The 20,154-nt window shown below is 58.9% G+C and carries 22 protein-coding genes; 19 read left to right on the top strand and 3 right to left on the bottom strand.

The annotated features are described in order from the left end of the window. The 4 genes from HMPREF2935_RS13515 to HMPREF2935_RS04330 form a co-directional block, all read left to right on the top strand. The coding region (locus HMPREF2935_RS13515) for a sensor histidine kinase (protein WP_246817777.1) at positions 1-586 on the top strand (586 nt) is incomplete at its 5' end. Next, positions 586-1,242, top strand: a complete 657-nt coding sequence (locus HMPREF2935_RS04340) for a response regulator (RefSeq protein ID WP_061920336.1) — start codon at positions 586-588, stop codon at positions 1,240-1,242. The genes HMPREF2935_RS13515 and HMPREF2935_RS04340, both read left to right, overlap by 1 nt. A 69-nt stretch (positions 1,243-1,311) precedes the next feature. Continuing rightward, a complete protein-coding gene (locus HMPREF2935_RS04335) occupies positions 1,312-1,992 on the top strand; it encodes an ATP-binding cassette domain-containing protein (RefSeq protein ID WP_061920338.1) in 681 nt (226 codons plus the stop codon). A gap of 286 nt (positions 1,993-2,278) precedes the next feature. Further along, positions 2,279-3,469, top strand: a complete 1,191-nt coding sequence (locus tag HMPREF2935_RS04330; protein WP_141741015.1) for an ABC-2 family transporter permease — start codon at positions 2,279-2,281, stop codon at positions 3,467-3,469. On the opposite strand, the gene HMPREF2935_RS04325 is transcribed toward HMPREF2935_RS04330, so the two are convergent. Continuing rightward, on the bottom strand, positions 3,466-4,506 hold the full coding sequence (locus HMPREF2935_RS04325; protein ID WP_062042422.1) for a hypothetical protein: 1,041 nt from the start codon (positions 4,504-4,506) through the stop codon (positions 3,466-3,468). The two genes, HMPREF2935_RS04330 and HMPREF2935_RS04325, sit on opposite strands and share 4 nt — an antisense overlap. A 146-nt stretch (positions 4,507-4,652) precedes the next feature. On the opposite strand from HMPREF2935_RS04325, the gene HMPREF2935_RS04320 reads away from it, so the two are divergent. The 3 genes from HMPREF2935_RS04320 to HMPREF2935_RS04310 all read left to right on the top strand — a co-directional run bounded on the left by HMPREF2935_RS04320 (position 4,653) and on the right by HMPREF2935_RS04310 (position 7,437). Beyond that, positions 4,653-5,399: a phosphoglyceromutase gene (locus tag HMPREF2935_RS04320; RefSeq protein WP_070732160.1), complete on the top strand. Its 747-nt coding sequence runs from the start codon at positions 4,653-4,655 to the stop codon at positions 5,397-5,399. 80 nt (positions 5,400-5,479) lie between these two features. Further along, positions 5,480-6,742 (top strand): sensor histidine kinase, encoded by a 1,263-nt coding sequence (locus tag HMPREF2935_RS04315; RefSeq protein ID WP_062036034.1) that lies wholly within the window; start codon positions 5,480-5,482, stop codon positions 6,740-6,742. After that, positions 6,739-7,437, top strand: a complete 699-nt coding sequence (locus HMPREF2935_RS04310) for a response regulator transcription factor (protein ID WP_070732081.1) — start codon at positions 6,739-6,741, stop codon at positions 7,435-7,437. The genes HMPREF2935_RS04315 and HMPREF2935_RS04310 overlap by 4 nt, the downstream gene beginning before the upstream one ends. Before the next feature lie 8 nt (positions 7,438-7,445). Here HMPREF2935_RS04310 and HMPREF2935_RS04305 read toward each other — a convergent pair whose 3' ends face one another. Beyond that, positions 7,446-8,369 (bottom strand): DUF3109 family protein, encoded by a 924-nt coding sequence (locus tag HMPREF2935_RS04305; protein ID WP_061920348.1) that lies wholly within the window; start codon positions 8,367-8,369, stop codon positions 7,446-7,448. A gap of 33 nt (positions 8,370-8,402) precedes the next feature. Between HMPREF2935_RS04305 and HMPREF2935_RS04300 the strand changes: the two genes are divergently transcribed. The 5 genes from HMPREF2935_RS04300 (at position 8,403) to HMPREF2935_RS12630 (ending at position 11,849) form a co-directional block, all read left to right on the top strand. Continuing rightward, positions 8,403-9,332 carry a Ppx/GppA family phosphatase gene (locus HMPREF2935_RS04300; RefSeq protein WP_082778541.1) on the top strand — a complete coding sequence of 310 codons (930 nt, stop codon included), beginning with the start codon at positions 8,403-8,405 and terminating at the stop codon, positions 9,330-9,332. A 9-nt stretch (positions 9,333-9,341) separates the two neighbouring features. Beyond that, positions 9,342-10,133 (top strand): Yip1 family protein, encoded by a 792-nt coding sequence (locus tag HMPREF2935_RS04295; protein ID WP_070732080.1) that lies wholly within the window; start codon positions 9,342-9,344, stop codon positions 10,131-10,133. 153 nt (positions 10,134-10,286) lie between these two features. After that, on the top strand, positions 10,287-11,078 hold the full coding sequence (proC, locus tag HMPREF2935_RS04290; RefSeq protein WP_070732159.1) for a pyrroline-5-carboxylate reductase: 792 nt from the start codon (positions 10,287-10,289) through the stop codon (positions 11,076-11,078). Between the two features lie 236 nt (positions 11,079-11,314). Continuing rightward, positions 11,315-11,503 carry a helix-turn-helix domain-containing protein gene (locus tag HMPREF2935_RS04285; RefSeq protein WP_005527601.1) on the top strand — a complete coding sequence of 63 codons (189 nt, stop codon included), beginning with the start codon at positions 11,315-11,317 and terminating at the stop codon, positions 11,501-11,503. 244 nt (positions 11,504-11,747) lie between these two features. Then, positions 11,748-11,849 (top strand): 30S ribosomal protein bS22, encoded by a 102-nt coding sequence (locus HMPREF2935_RS12630; protein WP_003855542.1) that lies wholly within the window; start codon positions 11,748-11,750, stop codon positions 11,847-11,849. 55 nt (positions 11,850-11,904) lie between these two features. Here HMPREF2935_RS12630 and HMPREF2935_RS04280 read toward each other — a convergent pair whose 3' ends face one another. Then, positions 11,905-12,921 (bottom strand): HAD-IB family hydrolase, encoded by a 1,017-nt coding sequence (locus HMPREF2935_RS04280; protein ID WP_070732158.1) that lies wholly within the window; start codon positions 12,919-12,921, stop codon positions 11,905-11,907. Between the two features lie 138 nt (positions 12,922-13,059). Between HMPREF2935_RS04280 and HMPREF2935_RS04275 the strand changes: the two genes are divergently transcribed. The 7 genes from HMPREF2935_RS04275 (at position 13,060) to HMPREF2935_RS04245 (ending at position 20,088) form a co-directional block, all read left to right on the top strand. After that, complete coding sequence (locus HMPREF2935_RS04275; RefSeq protein ID WP_061920356.1) at positions 13,060-13,311, top strand: glutaredoxin family protein; 252 nt, start codon at positions 13,060-13,062, stop codon at positions 13,309-13,311. 104 nt (positions 13,312-13,415) lie between these two features. Then, positions 13,416-14,783, top strand: a complete 1,368-nt coding sequence (locus HMPREF2935_RS04270; RefSeq protein WP_070732079.1) for a glutamyl-tRNA reductase — start codon at positions 13,416-13,418, stop codon at positions 14,781-14,783. A gap of 17 nt (positions 14,784-14,800) precedes the next feature. After that, positions 14,801-15,688 (top strand): hydroxymethylbilane synthase, encoded by an 888-nt coding sequence (hemC, locus tag HMPREF2935_RS04265; protein ID WP_061920360.1) that lies wholly within the window; start codon positions 14,801-14,803, stop codon positions 15,686-15,688. Between the two features lie 215 nt (positions 15,689-15,903). Continuing rightward, complete coding sequence (locus tag HMPREF2935_RS04260) at positions 15,904-17,583, top strand: bifunctional uroporphyrinogen-III C-methyltransferase/uroporphyrinogen-III synthase (protein WP_061920362.1); 1,680 nt, start codon at positions 15,904-15,906, stop codon at positions 17,581-17,583. A 99-nt stretch (positions 17,584-17,682) separates the two neighbouring features. Then, entirely contained in the window at positions 17,683-18,660 is a 978-nt protein-coding gene (gene hemB, locus HMPREF2935_RS04255) for a porphobilinogen synthase (RefSeq protein WP_061920364.1), read from the top strand. A gap of 64 nt (positions 18,661-18,724) precedes the next feature. Next, a complete protein-coding gene (locus HMPREF2935_RS04250) occupies positions 18,725-19,540 on the top strand; it encodes an MFS transporter (protein ID WP_235590992.1) in 816 nt (271 codons plus the stop codon). Beyond that, positions 19,537-20,088, top strand: a complete 552-nt coding sequence (locus tag HMPREF2935_RS04245; protein WP_061920366.1) for a hypothetical protein — start codon at positions 19,537-19,539, stop codon at positions 20,086-20,088. The genes HMPREF2935_RS04250 and HMPREF2935_RS04245 overlap by 4 nt, the downstream gene beginning before the upstream one ends. The last annotated feature ends 66 nt before the right edge of the window (positions 20,089-20,154 follow it).

The following is a 20,154-nucleotide window of genomic DNA, read 5'->3' as shown; positions in this document are numbered from 1 at the left end:
TCAGGAAGAAGAGCGGCTTCTTATCGCGCGTGAACTACATGACGTACTAGCTCATTCGTTGACCCTCATCAAAGTTCAAGCAAATGCTGGTCTTGTTGCTTCGGGGACATCGGAGGAAGCATTGCGAACTATCCGAACTGAAGCGGACGGAGCGCTCGCGGAGGTGCGTTCAATTGTGTCCTCGCTACGGGCGCCGACAACGCGCGAGCCATCTCGCCAACTATCCGATATTCCCAAGGTCGTGGAAGGTTTTCGCGCTGCAGGCCTTGATATTAGCGCAGATTTACCGAATACCCCGGTGACTCTTCCTGCGCTAACCCAATTGGCTTTGGTCCGGATTATCACGGAGGCACTGACTAATGTGCTTCGCCACCAAGGGACAGGGGCGACAGTTCGCCTGAAACTTTCTGATTCTGCTGCGCTGAGTGTTGAGTCATGGGGTAGACCACAAGGAGAGACATCAGGAGCCGGTGTAGGTTTGGTGGGAATCGCCGAAAGGGCTACAGCATTGGGTGGCTGGGTGCGTACCTCCGGAGACGCTCGGCACTTCCTAGTGGAAGCACAATTTCCGCAGAGGACAACATAATGATTCGAGTACTTCTTGCTGATGACCAGCCGCTGCTGCGCAGTGCGTTGGAAACCATTCTTAATGCCGCAGGGGACATTAAGGTCGTTGCCGCGGTCGGTGATGGGCAAGCAGCCGTCGAGGCTGCAGCTGCACATTCGCTCGATATTGCGATTCTTGATATTCGGATGCCAGGGATGGATGGAATAGCTGCTGCAAGTGCCCTCTTGGCAAGGAACCCGTCACTTAGGGTGATCATGCTAACGACGTTTAATGAAGAGGAGCTGGTTCGTTCTGCGTTGCTCGCGGGAGTCCATGGTTTTCTTCTCAAAGATTCAGACCCGGAGGTGCTTTTAGGCGCTGTTCGTGCGGTTCATGCAGGAGAAGCCGTCCTAGCAAGCGGAGTGACCGGAACGGTTTTGGAGGGCTATCGCGCAGCGATTGCTGGACGAGCCGAACTATCAGCAGCGCAAAGGCAAGGGCTTGCATTGGTGACTCGACGCGAGTTGGAAGTGCTGCGGCTGATCACTAGTGGCGCGACTAACCGGGAAATTGCCCAAGAACTCGTCCTCGCTGAGACCACCGTAAAGACGCACGTTTCCTCGCTCATGTCGAAGCTGCAAGCTAGGGACCGCGTGGCTTTGGTGTTGCTAGGCCAAAAAGTCCTACTGCAGTAGGAGAACTTCCGGCCAAGGTTGGTTCTGCTGGGGGATACAGGAAAGAAGCTACGGCGACATACTTCTTTCATGTCCTCATCACTTAGCTTGTCACGTGTCACCAAGTCGTTCGGGAACCAGCGAGTCCTCAACGACGTCTCGCTTTCAGTAACTCCTGGACGAGTACATGCTTTGCTTGGGCGAAACGGCGCGGGAAAGTCCACCCTGATGTCGATTTTGTTGGGACTTTCATCTGCAGATTCGGGAACAATCGGTAAGCTGCCCACGGTCGGTGCGTCCTTGAATGGGCCAGCTTTCTACGGCCACCTCAGCGCACGGAATAACCTCCTTGTGCACACAAGATTGCTTGGTCTGCCCGCGGAGGAGGCCGATCGGGCTCTTGCTGTGGTTGGGCTGGTGGACGTCGGTGGCAAGAAAGCCAAGAGTTTTTCCACCGGAATGAAAGCTAGGTTGGCCCTAGGACAAGCGATTCTCGGCGACCCCGAAGTGCTCGTACTTGATGAGCCGCAAAATGGCCTTGACCCGCAAGGAATTAGTGAGCTGCGTGAGCTGCTGCGTGACTGGGCTGCGCGAGGCGGCACGGTTCTAGTTAGTTCTCACCAACTTGGGGAAGTACTTCATCTCGCAGATGACATTTCTGTGCTTGCACAAGGTGAAATCGTTTATTCGGGGCCTCTGCGTGATTTGGCTCCGGAAGGAAACTTGGAAGAAGAGTTCTTCCGCCTCACCGCAGGGGGACGCAATGTTTAGGCGTCAGCTTCATACCGAGCTGTTGCGCGCTCGCGGTACTTCGTTGGTGTGGTTGCCTTTGATAGCCGTGCCTTTGGTCCTTCTGACATATAACCTTTCTCGCCTTGCATCTCCTGCCACCGATGCGACGGGCGTACTCATGTGGCAATCAATGTATGTCACCGGGATGGCGGCTCCACTTGTTGCAATGTTTGCTGCAGCTGCGGAGGCACGGGAGAAGCGTGCTCGGTTTGGCGGGACGCATATGCGTTTGGCGGGGCTTCCGAAGGTGCAAAGGACGCGATTCTTGAATGCCGAAAGGTTGGCCCGCCTCCTCGTTGTCCTCCTCAGCATCGCTGTATTTCATGTAATTAATTTCGGCGGAAGTTGGTTGGCCGTCTATTCGCGCGAGAATAGCTCACGCATTCTCGCTGTCGGTGTGCTGTGCTTTGTCGGCTCGATTGGTATTGCTGGATTGGCAGCAGCAGTAGCACGCCTGACCAACTTGGTAGTGACACTCGTAGTGTTTGTTATCTGGCAACTATTCTTTGCTCTAAATCCCGTCGTGGAAGCCGACAATTGGTGGATGTGCCCGCCAGCATGGCCGGTGCGAGCTGTATTGCCGATTATGGGCATTCACCGAAACTCCGTTCCACTTGAGCCGGGTGCGTCTTTGGCAGCTGAGAAACCATGGAACGCATTAGCTTTGTGCGTTCTTCTTGCTCTGGTGGGAATTGCAGCAGCGCTCTGGGCACCAGATAGCTGGCACCCACGGCTAGTCCGACGCTCGAAAGCGACAGCAAACGAACCTGGGGTGGGGTGGAAGCCCGCTGTGGTTACAAGGGATTGTGCACAACGGCCACGGCCATTTTTAGCGCTTTGCTTTGCGGCTACGGCACCAGCGCTAGTGGCCTGCATGGTCCTTAGCGCAACGCTGCTGGTATTTACCGCTTTGCTGTACCCGGCCTCTTATGTCCATGGCCTGTTCGTGTTCGGCATTTTGCCCATCGGATCGGGGCTTGCACCCGTGCTGGGATGGGCTGCACTGCGCGATAGTTGGCCGTTGATGTTGCTCGAATATCGAGGGTGCCGAAGCACCTTGATCTACTGGTTAATCAGCGTGGTCGCTGTAATGTCAGCATGCAGCTTGCTTGCTGGGCTCATTGCTGGCGGTGCGCTTGGCGATGAGCTTCGCCGCCTCGTGCTCAGCATCGCAGTGGGCACCATTATCGCTTTGGCAAGCTTGCTATTAAATGCCCGATTCGGGAGCACGTTCACGCTTGCTCTGAGCATCGTGTTTGCGATCATTTCGCTTACGTTGGGCGGAGATGTCCTAGCGAATACTCCATTGTGGACTGTAGCCTTTAGCGCTTGGCCGGAGACGGTCACGAATATCGGCCGAATGACAGTAGCGATACCCGTGATTGTGGTAGCGCTCGCATCCCTTTGTTTCTGCTGGCAGAAGAAGGCTCCCATGGTCGGGAGCTCGGATTCTTAACTCGCGAGTGACTTCGTCCAGGAAGTCCACCAGAACTTCGGCTCAATGCCCAGCTTCGCGTTGATGGCGAGCATGCGCTCGTTGCTCAGCGCGTTGTAGGTGGTGACACGCTTTAAGCGTGGGTAGCGGGCAGCGGCTTCGCCCCAGAGCGCCTGCTTGACCAGCATGCCCCAGCCACGGCCACGGGCGCGGCGGTGGGTGATGGTCAGCTCTTGCTTGGCTACTTCGGGGTGTGAGGGATCGAGGAGCAGCACGGAGAGGGCGGCGATGCCTTCTTCATCGATGAGAACCGCATTGGCCGTGACCGTCTTGGAGCGAGCATGGTGCTTTGCGGCTTCCTGCAGCATTTCTTCGGTCCACTCGCGCTCGATGGGGCCTTCGGCGGTGGGGACGTCGAGGTCAGCAATTGAGAGGATCTCAAGGAAAGAGTCGGTGTGGTCCGAGAGGTGCTCGGGCAGGAGGTGGCCCTCGAAGTACTCGGCGCGCAGGCCTGCAGGCAGCTGCGCTGGCTCGGCTTTGGCGAGTTCAAGCTGGCAAGCCTGCTCCACGATGCCGAGTACAAAGCCGTGGCCTGTGAAAGCGGCGGCGCGGGGGTCGTCGTCAAGCCCGCCTATAGCAAAGTCAACATCCAATGTAATGGTGGTGCGGCCGTGCTGTGCCATGAGCTCCGCGGCCGCATCCAAGAGCGCATCGAGAACTTCTTCGCTGTAGTCATCGACGAAGATGGGGGCCAAATAGGCCAGCGTGGTCTCACCCGTCAGCGGCATGTTTACTCGCAGGAACCCGCGCGCACCGAGGTCGGTCTCATCCTCCTGGGCGCGCAGCTGGCCTTCCTGCTCGCAGGCGGCGAGCAGGAAGGAAAGGCGCTGGGAACTTGGACGCAAACTATTGAGCAAGCTGTCCATGGACTCGCAGAAATCATCGTTGCCTGCGAGGTATTTAAGCAATGCGCTGTCCGCCTCGTGGCATACACGCAGCGTCAGGGAAGGGGAATCGTTGTTTTCCAAGTGGGGTGGGGCTATCTGAATGACGTGCATGGCAGCTTCTGCTTTCGGCGAGTGTTTTCCATTTAATTGTGATTTAGATTTCTTGAGCAATAAAAGCCCATTGTAGGAAATTTTCGGTTACCTCTGAGGGCTAAAAGTTGCAGCGCGGGCCATTAAAAACTGGCATGCTTGAAGGCATGACTCAAGGAAAGCTTATTCTTCTTCGACACGGACAATCCCAGTGGAACGAATCCAACCAGTTCACCGGTTGGGTCGACGTGGACCTCACCGCAAAGGGCGAGGCAGAAGCAAAGCGCGGCGGCGAGCTGCTGAAGGAAAAGGGCCTGCTGCCGGAGGTTCTCTACACCTCACTGCTGCGCCGTGCTATCCGCACCGCAAACATTGCGCTTAACGCGGCAGACCGCCACTGGATCCCGGTCGTGCGCGATTGGCGTCTCAACGAGCGCCACTACGGCGCTCTGCAGGGCCTGAACAAGGCAGAGACTAAAGACAAGTACGGCGAAGAGCAGTTCATGGCATGGCGCCGTTCCTACGGCACCCCGCCGCCAGAGCTGGAAGACTCCTCCGAGTACTCCCAGAGCAACGACCCGCGCTACGGGGACCTGGAGCAGGTCCCGCGCACCGAATGCCTGAAGGACGTCGTCGAGCGCCTCGTTCCATACTTTGAGGAGGAGATCCTCCCACGCGCCAAGAAGGGCGAGGTCGTTCTCATCGCCGCACACGGCAACTCCCTGCGTGCGCTGGTCAAGCACCTGGACAACATCTCTGACGAGGACATCGCTGGCCTGAATATTCCTACGGGTATTCCGCTGGTCTACGAGATCGCGGAAGACGGCAGCGTCCAGAACCCAGGCGGCACCTACCTGGATCTGGAAGCTGCTGCTGCCGGCGCCGCAGCTGTTGCGGCGCAGGGCGGCAAGTAAGGGCTAAAGAAGTACTGCGTACAATTCCCCGGGGGTCTATACTCCCTGGGGGTTGTTTTGTTTTAACTGGTAATAGATACGTGGAATTATTTTTAGCTTTTCTAGCCGGCGTGGTGGTTTGCGCCTTCGCTCTACCGGTGATCTCTTGGGTGCGCGGGCGCATCGAGCGTTTCCGCAAATCTAATGATGCTGATTCCAACAGAGTCACTACCGTGAGCCAGGTTTTGCACTTGGCTATCCAAGGCGCGCCGACAGGCATCACGGTTCTCTCGCGCTCGAAGGAGGTCATCCTTTCTAATCCTTCAGCCCATGAGATGTCTTTGGTCCATGATCGCACTGTTAATCCGGATATCTGGAAGGTCGCGGAGGAGGTCTTCGCGGACAAGGAAACGCGCTCGCTTGACCTTTCCATTCCGAAGCGCCGTACCGGTAACCGAGTGACTCAGGTGCTGGCGGTGGTTAAGCCGCTGACGCTTAACGACGACCGCTTCGTCATCGTCTACGGCACCGACGAATCGGAGTCTGTGCGCATGGAAGCCGCTCGCCGCGACTTTGTGGCGAATGTCTCCCACGAGCTTAAGACCCCTGTCGGCGGCATCGCATTGCTGGCGGAGGCTCTGCTCAATGACCCGGCTGACGTTGAAACCGTGGAATACTTCGGTGGCAAACTACAAAAAGAAGCCAACCGCATGGCGGATATGGTCAACGAGCTGATCGCGCTTTCCAAGCTTCAAGGTGCGGAGGCGCTGCCGGAGATGGAGCCGCTAAATCTTGATGAATTGGTGGATGAAGCAATCTCCCGCAATCAGCTGGCAGCCGATTCACATCAGAATGAACTTACCCGCGGCAAGCCGGTGGGAGTGCAGGTCAAGGGCGATAAGGCGCTGCTTATCACCGCTATTTCCAACCTCATCTCCAATGCAATCCATTACTCGCCGGATGAGATGCCGGTGTCGGTGACCCTCAAGATCGTCGGTACCGATATCGTGCTCGTGCGCGTGACTGACCGCGGAATCGGTATCGCCCCGGAGGACCAAAAGCGAGTCTTCGAGCGCTTCTTCCGCGTGGATAAAGCTCGCTCGCGCCAGACCGGTGGCACGGGTCTGGGACTGGCTATCGTTAAGCACGTTGTGGCCAACCACGGTGGCAACATCAAGCTGTGGTCGCGGCCGGGCACGGGCTCGACCTTCACGATCGAGCTACCTATTTACAAAGACGAAACTGCAGCGGATAACGTAGAGAATCAGGATAATGAAGTAGATGGTGCCGTCAGCTCAGCTGCGCCTGGGCTTCCTCGTGCCGTCGCTCGCGTAGCCGCACGTCGAAAGGACAAAGCACAATGACCAACATCCTCATCGTTGAAGATGAAGAGTCGCTGGCCGATCCACTAGCGTTCCTTCTGCGCAAGGAGGGCTTTGACGTCATCCTCGTACCGGATGGTCCGACCGCCCTCGAGGAGTTTGCGAAGAACTCCGTCGACATCGTTCTTCTGGATCTCATGCTGCCGGGAATGTCCGGCACCGATGTGTGCAAGCAGCTGCGTTCGACGTCCTCGGTTCCAGTCATCATGGTCACGGCGCGTGACTCGGAGATTGATAAGGTCGTCGGCCTCGAGCTGGGTGCGGACGATTATGTGACCAAGCCTTATTCTTCCCGTGAGCTGATTGCGCGTATTCGCGCGGTTCTGCGCCGCGGCCAAGACTCTGCTTCTGAGGCTCCGCAGGAGGAGTTCGACGAGCAGATTCTTGAGGGCGGTCGCGTACGCATGGACGTTGAGCGTCACACCGTCACTGTCGACGGCGAGGCAGTCTCGATGCCGCTGAAGGAATTCGACCTGCTGGAGTACCTGCTGCGTAATGCAGGACGCGTTCTTACCCGCGGCCAGCTGATTGATCGTATTTGGGGCGCTGACTATGTGGGCGATACCAAGACCCTAGACGTGCACGTCAAGCGCCTGCGCTCGAAGATCGAGGCGGAGCCTTCCCGCCCGCAGCACCTGGTGACGGTGCGCGGTCTGGGCTACAAGTTCGATCTTTAATAGGCGCCTTAGTAAGCGTTGGCCTTCACGCTGGCCGGGTGCCGCGTGAGGTTAACGCCAGCCTTGGCTGCTTCGGCTCGTGCGGAGCAGTGAGCAGCCAGGATTTCGTAGCATTCCTCGCCCATAAGGGCAATGAGCTCGGTTTTCTGAGAGAGCCACATGGGGTCCGGCGAGGTATGGCAGGCCGCATCAGCGGAGCAATACCAATCGAAGTCTTCTCCGCCGTCGCCCCAACCGCGGCGATCGTATTCGCCGATGGTGGTGCGCAGAATTTCCTGGCCGTCTGGGCGCTCTTCATATTCCTCATGGCGGCGCAGCGGCAGCTGCCAGCACACTTCCGGCTTGACCACGGTCAGCTCTTCGCCTTCTGCCATTGCCCACTGATGCAGTGCGCAGCCCGCGCCGGTGGCCCAACCCGCGCGGTTGGCAAAGATGCAGGCGCCATCGACGATAGGCGTTTTAAGTGCTGGCTCTGGTTCCCCGTCGTCCCCGTCGAGCTCGTCCCATACGAGCCAGGGTTCTAGCTCGGTGGGGTCTTCGGCGGAAAGGTATTTATCTACCCCAGCTGGGCGTAGCTGCCAGTACTTGTCTGGCATGCGCTCGACGGCGTCGTAAAGCTGCTCCCGATCCGTTTCATCAGCCATGTACGCGCCATGGACGCAACATCCGACGTCGGGTTGGCTGGCATCGATGCCGTGGCAAGCCGCGGTGCCGAACTGACACGTGTAGTGCGATTCGACCCACGTGAGATCGATTGAAAAGACATGGTGGGGGTCCGCCGGATTGGTGAATTCGAACCATTCCCGTGGGAAATCGGGTGCCTCCTCGCGGCCTGCAAGGATCGAGGAGGCAGCGGGGGAAGAGCTGGGAAAACCGAGATAAACCGTGTGAGAATCTGGGTTATTTTTTGAGCTAGATTTCGGGCGATTCACACCTAACCACGGTAGACCTACTACTCTAGGAGTGTGCGATTAGGTGTATTAGACGTCGGAAGCAACACTGTTCACCTCGTTGCGGTTGACGCCGCTACGGGTGGACGCCCGACTCCGATGAGCGATTGGAAGACTCCGCTGCGTCTTGTGGAGCAGTTGGATAAGGACGGCAACATCCACGAAAAAGGCTTGAAGAAGCTGATTTCGGCGGTTGCTGAAGCAAACGAGCTGGGGCAAAAGTTGGGCTGTCATGAGTTCATTGCTTTTGCTACCTCGGCAGTGCGTTCTGCCCCGAACTCTGAGTACGTGCTTGATCAGGTGGAAAAGCAGACGGGTGTACGTCTGGAGATCCTCTCTGGCGAGGAAGAAGCACGTCTGACGTTCCTGGCCGTGCGCCGCTGGTACGGCTGGTCTGCAGGTCGCATCACCAACTTGGACATCGGCGGTGGCTCGTTGGAGCTTTCCACCGGTACTGATGAGCATCCCGACTTGGCATTTTCTCTGGACCTGGGCGCGGGCCGCTTGACCCACAATTGGTTCGACACCGATCCGCCTGAGAAGGCCAAGGTCAATATGCTCCGCGACTACATTGATGCGGAATTGGTACCAGTGACCGATCAGATGCGTGCAATGGGTACCGCGGGGCTTGCTGTGGGTACCTCAAAAACCTTCCGTACGCTGGCGCGACTTACCGGTGCCGCACCGTCTTCTGCGGGCCCTTATGTAAAGCGTACGCTGACCGCACCGGGCCTTCGTCAGCTCATCTCATTCATCTCCCGCATGACCGCAGCAGACAGAGCAGACCTCGAAGGGGTAAGTTCTAACCGATCGCATCAAATCGTCGCTGGCGCATTGGTGGCTGAGGCAAGCATGCGTGCCTTGGGTATCGAGAAGCTGGAGATCTGCCCTTGGGCACTCCGCGAAGGCGTAATTCTGCGACGAACCGATAAGGGACTGGAATAGGAAATAAACGTGGCTGACGAAAAACAGTTGACAGTAGCGGAGCTCCTCGCCCGTAACTCGAAGGAGCGCGCTGGTGCTGATTCTGAGGGCGGTTCACGCCGTCGCCGCCGCCGTAGTTTGGAAGACGGTGGCATCTCGGTTGCCGAGCTCACCGGCAACCTGGAAAAAGTAAAGGCAACTCCGGCCGAGTCGAAGCACTCGAATGTCTCCATCGACGAAACCGCTCCAGTCATCCCTGCCCCAAAGCAGGAGCAGGATGAAAAGCAGGCCGCGGACAAGGCTTCCCAGCCTTCTACCGATGACACCCGCGTTATCAAGCGCGTAACGGACAAGCCTGAGGCAAAGCAGGACGCTGAAGATGCTAAGCCTGCGCAGGCTGATTCCAAGGACGACAGCAAGGCTCCTAAGGCTGCTGCGGCAACCACCGCGGCTGCTGGTACCACTGCAGCGGGCGCTGGCGCGGCAATGGGCGACAGCGTTCCGGTAAAGGCGCAGGAGAAGGACTTGCTCGAGACTGAGTCTGATGCGGATTACGAGGAAGATGATGAGAAGCTCAATCCGTTCTCTGTTTTGCTGCTTGCTCTCGTAGGAATCGTGCTCGGCGCAATCGTCTTCAAGGGCTTCGAGATTCTCTGGGATAGCTTCTCCCGCTCCATCGTTGCCATCCTGGCCGTTGCTGTAACCGCTCTCATGGTTGCTCTGGTGCACGTGCTGCGTACCAATCGTGATGGCGCCTCGATGGCGCTGGCTGCCTTCGTTGGTCTCGTACTGACCTTCGGCCCGCTGCTCATCGTCATGTAGGCGAAAATTCATCGCACCTTATAAAGCGCACCGCTTAGCTCTTAAAGCAAGCGGTGCGCTTTTGTATATCGTCAGCGAGGAGACTAAACCCAAGGTGCAAAGGAGCGGGTAACAAGGTGGCCTGGCCGCAAGCTTTCTGGCACTGTGGTTGGCATGACAAAAATTGCAGTACTTGGTGGAGGACAAATCGGTGAGGCCCTCGTTTCGGGCCTCGTGAACGCTGGCTATGACGGTGCGGACATCGTCGTGACTAACCGCAGCGAGGATCGTCGCGCGCACATGGAAAAGACCTACGGCGTCAAGACCTTGAGCGATAACAATGCGGCTGTGAAGGATGCAGACTTCGTCTTTGGCTGCGTGAAGCCTTATGCCATTGAAGAGGTCTTCGCAGAAGCGGAGATTCCTGCAAGCGCTGTCGCAGTGTCCCTGGCTGCTGGTATCCAGTTAGAAAAGCTGGAGGCCGCTGCCGGTGATGGAGTGCCGGTTGTGCGCGTTATGCCGAATACGCCGATGTTGGTGGGCAAGGGCATGAGCACGGCTACCGCGGGTACCCACGTCAGTGATGAGCAATTCGACGGCGTTGTGGAGCTTCTGGGTGCCGTCGGTGAAGTAGCAGTCGTTGCTGAAAAGGACATCGATGCAGCCGCAGCGTTGGCGGGTTCCGCGCCGGCTTATTTCTTCCTTGTTGTTGAGGCGCTTGTCGACGCCGGCGTGCAGCTGGGTCTTACCCGTGACGTTGCTACCAAGCTGGCCACCCAGACGGCTTCTGGTGCCGGTGCCATGCTCGTCGAGTCCGGCCGTGAGCCGCTCGCGTTGCGTGCTGGCGTTACCTCCCCAGGCGGCACGACTGCGGCAGCAGTGCGCGAGTTGGAGGAGTCCGGCTTGCGTGGCGCGTTCTACCGCGCGGCAGAAGCATGCGCACAGCGTGCCAAGGAGCTTGGCTAAAGGCTTCCTAGCAGCACGGGTGTCCCCAATGTGGACCAAAAATCAGAGCGGCCGATCCTCGTGTGACACCAGTTGCGCGGGGAGTTTGGCGAGAGCTGGGGGACACCTGGGAAAAAATTTGGCTCTTGGGTCGCATTAGTCACAGGTTTCACGATAGGCTGGTACGAGCACGTGCGTGAATGTCCTGTGGGAGGGGAAGCCTACAGCGCGTCACGGGCTGAAGGGTTAGATAAACTATGGCTAATGAAGATAAGGGAACCTTTTTGACCATCGCCGAGGTCGCAGAAATCATGCGAGTCTCCAAGATGACTGTCTACCGTTTGGTTCACGCAGGCGAAATGCCGGCAGTTCGCGTTGGACGCTCTTTCCGCGTTCACGAGTCTGCGGTTAACGAGTACCTCGAGGCTTCCGTTTACGGAGCTTAAAATACTCGCGCCTTCGACAGTGCCCACCTCTGCTGACCAGCTTGGTCTGCGGTGGTGGGCACTGTCTTTTTTGGTACGTAGGCCCCGACTGGGTAAGATAGTCACCATTCGTGCCAGCGGTCCTGCGTCTTCCACGCCTTGTTCGCAAAGCGTGGGGTTGCTGAGAAGTGCACCTTAGCGGCCATTTCCAGGCTGTGGCTGGCAGGTTTAGTACGTACTGATCTCGAAAGTGAGGAAACCTACTATGGGTTCTGTCATCAAGAAGCGCCGTAAGCGCATGTCCAAGAAGAAGCACCGCAAGATGCTGCGCCGCACCCGCGTTCAGCGTCGTAAGCTTGGCAAGTAAACATTTAGGCCTCGGTTTCCCGAAAGGGAGCCGGGGCCTTTTTGTCGCAAAGGCGCTACTTTCTTATCCAGCGCCAGCCGCCATAAGAGAAGGCTGCGGTGGCCAGGGCAGGAAGGCCGTAGGCGCGCACGGCTTTGCGCACAGACCGGTAGTCGCGGATGAGCCAGCCGTTGTCTTCGGCGACGTCGCGTAGCTTGGAGTCGGGGTTAATCGCTACGGCGGTGCCAACCATCGACAACATTGGTACGTCGTTGACGGAGTCCGAGTAGGCGGTGCAGCGCTCTAGGTCGAGGCCTTCAATGGTGGCCAGTGCCGCGACGGCATGGGTCTTGCCAGGGCCGTGCAGGATATCACCCAGCAGGCGGCCGGTGAACTTGCCGTCTTTTACCTCAGGCACGGTGCCGAGCGCACCAGTGAAGCCAAAACGCTTTGCCAGCACCTGGGCCAGCTGTACCGGGGTCGCGGTTACTAGCCAGACCTGCTGGCCCGCGGCCACGTGCAGCTGCGCCAGCTGATTGGTTCCCGGATATGTACGGCGGGCCAGGGAAGCATCGACGATTTCCTCGCACAGTGCCACCATGTCTTCTACCGAGCGGCCTTTGACAAAGTCCAAGGCCTGCACGCGGCCAGCGGCGACATCGTCGGCATTTTCACTGCCCGAGACGCGGTACTTCAACTGCTTCCACGCAATGGGCAGGATTTCCCGGAGCTTGAAGTAGCGCTTGCGGTAGAGCCCAAAGGCGAAAGCAACCAGGGAAGAGCCCTGAATCAGCGTGTTGTCCACGTCGAAGAAGGCCGCGGCCCCGGCGTCTTGTGGGACATCCGGATCCGGCTGGGTGATCTTCTTCGCGCCGGCGGACTCAAAAGAACCCTGCACGGAATCCACGCCCGAGTGATAGGACTCTAGGTCGAGGCCGAAAATGCTATCCACCGCAGCGCGTGCAGCAGCCTCACCAGCGGTCTTTTGTGCGTCGTCGTCAAGCGGCGCTAATGCTTGGTTCTCAAGAAAATTGCGTAGATTTCCCCGGCTGGCGGTCCAATTCGCGAGGAAGTCGCGGGGAGAATCGGGCATTCCGGGTGGGGTGGGGGACGCAGAGGACACGGGTACGCATGCAGCTTTCGACGGGGAGGCGGACTATCGTGTCCATAGTAAACCTTTCGACCAATGGCGTCTTTTTATAAAGCGCCAAAGTCAGGAGCAAATAGGGATATGTCGCGCCGTGTCGTAGAGTTGATGGTTCGTACTACCTGCGGTTCTTGCGCTAGGGTACGGGAGCAAATTGCCCCAGTAGTAGAAGCCGCCGGAGCGGATTTTTATATCCGCAACGTTGATGAAGACCAAGAATTGGCAATGGAATACGGCGACCGTGTGCCCGTTGTAGTCATTGACGGAGAAGAGTTCTCCTGCTGGGAAGTAGACAACGAAGAGCTCGCAGCCGAGCTTGCGGCTAGCCCTAATTAGCCCCTAATTAGCACAGCCTTAGTTCGGCAAAAGCCGGATAAACTATTAGGCTTTTGGTTGATTTATGTCAATCAAAGGGTTGATCTGAAAGTGGAGGATTGTGCATGAGTGTGCTCGTCGTGGGCATGTCCCACCAGTCGGCACCAGTAGCGCTGCTGGAGAAACTAAGCATGGATGACGCGGTGCAAAACACCGCTTGCGGGGAGCTGGTTTCTGCACAATCTCTTTCCGAGGCCATGATCATCTCCACGTGTAACCGAATGGAGGTCTACACGGTCACCAATTCCTTCCACACCGGTGTCCAGGACGTGGTGCACGTGCTGGCTGAGGTTTCCGGGGTTCCGGAGGAGGACCCGCGCCGCTACCTGTACGTGCGCTACGACGATGCCGCGGCCGAGCACCTGATGACGGTGACCTCCGGTCTTGATTCCATGGTCATGGGCGAGCAACAAATCATCGGCCAGGTGCGTGCGGCTTATCAATCGGCCTCGGACCAGGGCACGGTCGGCGCACGACTGCACGCTTTGGCGCAGTCCGCACTGCACACCGGTAAGCGCGTGCACACTGAGACCAACATCGACGAGGCCGGTTCCTCGATGGTTTCCTTTGCCTTTGACCAGGCGCTACAGCGCATGGGGCAGGAGAACCTGCAGGGCCAGCGCGTGCTTATCCTGGGCGCGGGCGCCATGGCTTCTTTGGCCGCCACCCACGCGGGACGATTAGGCGCCCAGCTGGTCATCGCTAACCGCACCCGCGAGCGCGCCGAGCGCCTTGCCTCCCATGCGCATGAGGCGGGCGTGCGCGCTGAGGTCATTGACTTTGGCGAGCGTGCCCAGGCTTTAGGACAGGTAGACATGGCGATTTCTGCCACCGGCGCGCAGAACTTCACCATTACTGAAAGCGACGTCGCCAAGCACGGCGCACAAGGCAAGGCCCTGATGCTCGTCGACCTTTCCCTGCCGCGTGACATCGATGATGCCGCGGCGGACATCGATAACGTTGATCTGGTTAACATCGAGCGCCTGAGCCGCTCGCTCAACGCCGCTGACACCGACATCGCTGCAGGAACGAGCCCGCACGCGCAGGCTCGCCGCATCGTCAACGAGGAGCTTGAATCCTATGCTTCCGCACAGCGCGTGCGCGACGTCGTTCCCGCAGTATCCGCTTTGCGACGCCGCGCTGCCGACCTCGTCGAATGCGAAGTCGCCCGCCTGAACCAAAAGCACCCGGAACTGGATGAAAAGCAGATGGATGATGTCTCCCGTGCCCTCAAACGCGTGGTGGACAAGCTACTGCACGAGCCGACGGTGCGAGCTAAGCAGTTGGCTGCTAACTCCGGATCGGTCAGACATGAAAGGGCGCTGCAGGAGCTGTTCGGTCGGCAGTTAGAAGGCAGCGGCGTCTCCGTAGACGTCGAGGATCTGCCAGCCTTGAGCGAAGTCAAAAAGAGCCAAGAACAAAGCACTAATTAGAGGAAACTTTTAAAAATATGTTCAAGATCGGTACCCGCGGTTCCAAGCTCGCTACGACGCAGTCCGGCCACGTGCGCGATTGGCTGGCGGCCAAGGGCTTTGCGTCTGAGCTCCACATCGTCACCACTCACGGTGACGTCAACATGGCGCCGGTCGAGCGCATCGGTGTGGGCGTATTTACCCAGGCGCTGCGCGAGGCGCTGTATGCCGGCGAATGCGATATCGCGGTGCACTCCTTCAAGGATCTGCCCACGGCAGCGGACGAACGCTTCCTCCTCGTCGTCCCGGAACGGCAAGACGTGCGCGAGGCGCTCGTGGCGCGCGATGGACTTACCTTGGCGCAGCTGCCGGAGGGCGCGCGCGTGGGTACCTCGGCGCCGCGGCGCATCAGCCAGCTCAAGGCGGTGCGCCCGGACCTGGACATCCAGCCGTTGCGCGGCAACATCGATACCCGCATGGGCAAGGTAACCTCCGGCGAGCTTGATGCCGTGGTGCTGGCCTATGCCGGGTTGGTGCGCGCCGATTATCAGGACCGTGCCACCGAGGTTTTCTCGCCTGCAGACTTCATGCCGGCCCCGGCGCAGGGCGCGCTGGCCATCGAGGCTGTCAAGGATTCTGCGGCTGCCTGTGCCATCGAAACCCTCATTGATGAGGAAGCAACTGCGGCCGCACTGGGCGAGCGCACCGTGCTCTCCCGCTTAGAGGCCGGCTGCACCGCTCCGGTAGCAGCTACCTCCGAGGTGGACGGCGATAAGCTCACCGTTCGTGGCGGCGTATTCGCGCTTGACGGCTCTCGCCAACTTCTGGCCACCGCTTCCGGTTCCCTGAACGATGCTGCGGCACTGGGCAGCGCTGTATCTGAGGAGCTTTTCTCCCGTGGCGCAGCCGAGCTGCTGGGTAACTAATTTTTTGTTTAGGCCTTGATAATTTAAGGTGTATCTAGCACACAATCATTGGCCTCCAATGATTCGGCCCCCCTTAATTTGATCCCAGGACTTCTGGCCTGGGATTTTGGCCGTTAATACGCTGTGAAGAACACCGCCCGCTGGTCGCAGGGTTTTCGCCGCGCACGATCATGTCCGTGCGTGGTGCCTGAGGCCCAAACGTAGAAAAGAACCTTATGAGCAACGCTGTGCCGGACACTCAGTCTGAACTGGGAAAAGTCGTTTTTGTAGGCGCCGGCCCAGGCAATCCTGACCTGTTGACCGTCCGCGCCCGCGAGGTTCTCGAGGCGAACGCAATCGCAATCGTCGATGAAGAGGTTTCCTCCGGAATCCGCGACGTCGTCGCGCGCGCAGTTCCCGTACCGCAGGAGCTTCTCGACGCCGCGGAAGAAGAGTACGCGCGCATCTGTGCGGAGGCCAAGGAGGCTGGCGCGCGCCGCAAGCCGCCGCGTCCTGCTCCGCCAACGGCAGCGGTATTTTATGCGCCGCAATCTGAAGACATCGTGGCGCAACTGCGCGAAGGCTTGGTAGAAGCCGATGGACTTGACGTCATCCGCCTAGTCAGCGGTAATCCGCTCAATCGCGAGTCCATCAAGGAAGAAATCTCGGCCGTGGCCGCCGAAGGCCTGGAGTTCCAGGTAGTACCCGGCATGTCCCTGCCTTCTACCGTTCCTTCCTTCGCTGGTCTGGCTTTGGGCGCTACTTATACCGAGGCGGATATTACTGAAGGCGCTGATTGGGATGCGCTGGCAAGCGCTACCCAGCCGCTGGTACTGCAGGCAACCGCCGCCGACCTTTCGGTGATCTCCCGGGAGCTCATCGAGCGCGGCATGTCTGCGGACATTGAGGCTTACGTGACTGTTCACGGCACCACCCGTCTGCAGCGCACGCATGAGACCACCTTGGGAACTTTGGGCAAGCTCGACGCCGAGTTGCCCGGCGACCTCGTGGTGACCTTGGGGCGCAGCTTTGACGATCGTTCCAAGTACTCCTGGTGGGAGAATCGTCCGCTCTATGGCTGGCGGGTGCTGGTGCCACGCACCAAGGAGCAGGCAGCTGCCATGTCCGCGCGCTTGGCCGGCTATGGCGCCATCCCGCAGTCTGTGCCGACTATCTCGGTGGAGCCGCCTCGCAACCCGGCGCAGATGGATCGCGCTATCAAGGGCATCGTGGAAGGCCGCTACAAATGGATCGTGTTTACCTCCGTGAATGCGGTTTCTGCAGTGTGGAACAAGATTGCGGAGCTGGGCCTGGATGCCCGCGACTTCGCCGGCGTTCACTTGGCCGCCGTTGGCACCAAGACCGCCGATGCCATCCGCGCCAAGGGCATGGTCCCGGAGCTGCTGCCGAATAAGCGCAAGCAAAACGCTGAGGGCTTGGTCGAGGTCTTCCCGAACTATGTCGAAGACATCGACGCTGTGGGCCGTGTGCTTTTGCCGCGGGCGGACATTGCGGGCGATGCCCTGGTTACCGGCCTGGAAGAGCTGGGCTGGGACGTTGATGACGTCGTGGCTTATCGCACCGTGCGCGCCGCCCCTCCTTCGGCGGAGATCCGCGACATGATCAAGTCCGGCGGCTTCGACGCCGTGGCCTTTACCTCGGGCTCTACCGTGCGCAACCTAGTCGGCATCGCCGGCAAGCCGCACGCGCGCACCATCATCGCCTGCATCGGCCCTTCCACGAAGGCCGCCGCCGAAGAGCTGGGCCTGCGCGTCGACGTGGTCCCGGAGGTTGCTGAGGTGCCAGCGCTTATCGACGCCCTGGCTGAACACGTTGCCGCCCTGCGCGCTGCGGGCAACCTGCCGGCACCGCGGAAGAAGCGCCGCTCGCGTAAGAAGGCGACCAAGTCTGCTTAAGTCTGCCGCATCCGTCTGGCAGCGGGGCAAGGTTAGTCTGCAACTAAAGTATGAGTAGACTGGCGAGGCAAAGAAAAAGACCTCTAGGGAGAAATATTCATGAGCCTTGTTCGCCGTCCCCGCCGCCTGCGCCAGTCTGCTGCTTTCCGCGAATTGGTCGCGGAGACTTCCGTGCAACCTGCGGATCTGATCCTGCCGATGTTCATCATGGACGGCATCGATAAGCCGCAGGAAATTACTTCCATGCCGGGCGTCTATCAGCACACGCTCGATTCCCTCAAGCGCGCTGCCCATGAAGCACTCGATGCGGGCGTTAAGTGCGTTGACCTCTTTGGCGTTCCGCGGGAGGAAGACAAGGATGCCACCGGCTCCGTTGCCTGGGATCCGGAGGGCATCTTGAACCGCGGTATTGCGGAGCTGCGCCAGGAGTTCGGCGATGACCTTATCGTTATGGCAGATACTTGCCTGGATGAGTTCACTTCGCACGGCCACTGCGGCATGCTCGATGAATCCGGACGCGTACTTAACGATAAGACCGTCAGCCTGTACCAAGACATGGCTCGCTCGCAGGCTCGCGCGGGTGTTCACATGGTTAGCCCTTCCGGCATGATGGATGGCCAGATTGCCGCCATCCGTGAGGCGCTTGACGAAGCCGGCCATGAAGACGTCGCCATCATGGCTTATTCCGCAAAATACGCGTCTGCCTTCTTTGGCCCGTTCCGCGATGCCGTGGGCTCCTCCCTAGAAGGAGATCGCCGCACCTACCAGCAGGATCCGCGCAACTTCCGCGAGTCCCTTTTGGAGATCGACTTGGACATTGAGGAAGGTGCTGACTTCGTCATGGTCAAGCCGGGCCTGCCATACCTCGATGTGCTGGCCGCTGCGGCTGAGCGCTCTAGCGTGCCGGTTGCGGTTTACCAGGTTTCTGGTGAGTACGCGATGATTAAGGCCGCTGCGCAAAATGGCTGGATTGATGGAGAGGCCGTTATGCTGGAGTCCTTGACCGCATTCAAGCGCGCCGGTGCGGATCAGATCCTTACTTACTTCGCCACCGACGCCGCTCGTTTGCTGAAGTAGCCGCTTCTTTCTTTCCGCGGCCACTGGCCAATTTTTCGCGAATATACAGTACATAAGGAATTTTGTGACACTTCCGGCTTCCCCTCAGCCCCCTCAGAATCAGCAGCCTCCACAGCCGCAGCAGGCTCCGAAGGAGCGAACGGAGACTCAAAACCCGCAGCATGCGCCGCAGCACCGTGGGGCGCCGCAGACAGGTAATGCCAAGCCGCCGCAGGCTCCGAAGGAGCGCACGGAGGCCGTAAACCTCATGCTGAAGCTGTGGGCGGGCACGCTGGCTTTGGAGGTCATTCACCAGATTTTGAACCTGGTGATGACGTTGCTGAATCGCTCGGTGCTTTTTGCCCAGGCACGCCAGACGGCGGAGGAAGCCGCGCAGGACTCTGGTCAGAAGGTCTCTGATTCCTTGATTGAGGTAATCGGCTATGGCTCGGTGGCATTTTCCTCCGTGCTCTCGCTGGTTATCATCGTCGTTCTCGCAGTGATGCTGCACTTACTCAATAAGGGCGGCAAAGCCGCGGCAACCGGACGCCGCCTGTGGTTCGCGTTCTCCCTCTTCTTTGCCTTCCGCACGCTCCTCGTCTTCCTCGCCACGCCCGCGGGCAATGAGGCGCCGGACTGGCTGATTGCCGGCGATGGCATCAACCAAATCCTGGTTGGTGTCGGAGCAGTAATGGGCCTTATCTTCTCGCTTAAGGAAGAGACGCTGGATTACACCGGCGAGCTGGAGCAGATGCGCAAGCTGGAGCAAGAGCTGGCGCAGGAACGCCGCGAGAAGGAACGCGAGCGCCGCGAACAGGAGCGCAAAGAGCTGATGGAAAAGCAGCAACAGCAAAAGCAGGATGCGAAGGCTGGCAAGGATGAGCAGGAGCCGCGCCGATGACAAGCATGTTCCCTGGCCAGGGAAGTGGCCAGCCTAAGGGCGACCCATCGCGCCCAGGTCCGGTGGACTACAACCGCGCTGGCCGCAAGCAGGCTGGAAGCAAGCAGTCCGAAGTAGACACCGCGGGTGCCGGCGGCGCGCCGAAGTCGCTGCGCTTTGCCTACTGGGTGCTCGTGATTGCGGCGATCATCATGCTGGTTTCCGGCATGATTGGCATGTTCGGTGACTCTGGCGCGGAAGAAGTCGCTGCCTCAAAGCAGGTTGCTGATTATTTGTCCCGCAACCGCAACTTCGTGGCTATTTCTAACATCGTGTGTGCGCTCGTGATGGCGCTGTGCGCGCCGCAACTGCCGCATGGCTCCAAGTGGTCGCGTCGGATCATCACCATCGCGATTGCCTTTAGCTTGTTTGTCAACATTGCCGCCATGGCCTTGGGCGTGGGCGGGCTCGGCCTAGTGGCCATCCCGGTTGTGCTGGCCGTGGCGTTGTTGTTGCTCTATCGCCCGGATTCGAACCAGTTTATGCGCGAGCGTAATCCGCGCTTCTAGCTCGCGGGCCTGTCCAAGGCAGAGCTAACTAGATTTAAATCCAACTTTTGATTCATAATGAAGACC

It is taken from the genome of Corynebacterium sp. HMSC076D02, from assembly GCF_001813815.1.
Classification (GTDB): Bacteria; Actinomycetota; Actinomycetes; order Mycobacteriales; family Mycobacteriaceae; genus Corynebacterium; species Corynebacterium simulans.
The sequence above is the reverse complement of the archived record's forward strand: the minus strand, read 5'-3'. Positions and strand labels throughout refer to the sequence as shown.

Bases quoted from the DNA above. Each gene is read 5' to 3' on its own strand.
- HMPREF2935_RS04340 (WP_061920336.1), top strand. From the start codon at position 586: ATGATTCGAGTACTTCTTGCTGATGACCAGCCGCTGCTGCGCAGTGCG.
- HMPREF2935_RS04335 (WP_061920338.1), top strand. From the start codon at position 1,312: ATGTCCTCATCACTTAGCTTGTCACGTGTCACCAAGTCGTTCGGGAAC.
- HMPREF2935_RS04325 (WP_062042422.1), bottom strand. From the start codon at position 4,506: ATGCACGTCATTCAGATAGCCCCACCCCACTTGGAAAACAACGATTCC.
- HMPREF2935_RS04320 (WP_070732160.1), top strand. From the start codon at position 4,653: ATGACTCAAGGAAAGCTTATTCTTCTTCGACACGGACAATCCCAGTGG.
- HMPREF2935_RS04310 (WP_070732081.1), top strand. From the start codon at position 6,739: ATGACCAACATCCTCATCGTTGAAGATGAAGAGTCGCTGGCCGATCCA.
- proC (WP_070732159.1), top strand. From the start codon at position 10,287: ATGACAAAAATTGCAGTACTTGGTGGAGGACAAATCGGTGAGGCCCTC.
- HMPREF2935_RS04285 (WP_005527601.1), top strand. From the start codon at position 11,315: ATGGCTAATGAAGATAAGGGAACCTTTTTGACCATCGCCGAGGTCGCA.
- HMPREF2935_RS12630 (WP_003855542.1), top strand. From the start codon at position 11,748: ATGGGTTCTGTCATCAAGAAGCGCCGTAAGCGCATGTCCAAGAAGAAG.
- HMPREF2935_RS04280 (WP_070732158.1), bottom strand. From the start codon at position 12,921: ATGCCCGATTCTCCCCGCGACTTCCTCGCGAATTGGACCGCCAGCCGG.
- HMPREF2935_RS04275 (WP_061920356.1), top strand. From the start codon at position 13,060: ATGTCGCGCCGTGTCGTAGAGTTGATGGTTCGTACTACCTGCGGTTCT.
- HMPREF2935_RS04270 (WP_070732079.1), top strand. From the start codon at position 13,416: ATGAGTGTGCTCGTCGTGGGCATGTCCCACCAGTCGGCACCAGTAGCG.
- hemC (WP_061920360.1), top strand. From the start codon at position 14,801: ATGTTCAAGATCGGTACCCGCGGTTCCAAGCTCGCTACGACGCAGTCC.
- HMPREF2935_RS04260 (WP_061920362.1), top strand. From the start codon at position 15,904: ATGAGCAACGCTGTGCCGGACACTCAGTCTGAACTGGGAAAAGTCGTT.
- hemB (WP_061920364.1), top strand. From the start codon at position 17,683: ATGAGCCTTGTTCGCCGTCCCCGCCGCCTGCGCCAGTCTGCTGCTTTC.
- HMPREF2935_RS04245 (WP_061920366.1), top strand. From the start codon at position 19,537: ATGACAAGCATGTTCCCTGGCCAGGGAAGTGGCCAGCCTAAGGGCGAC.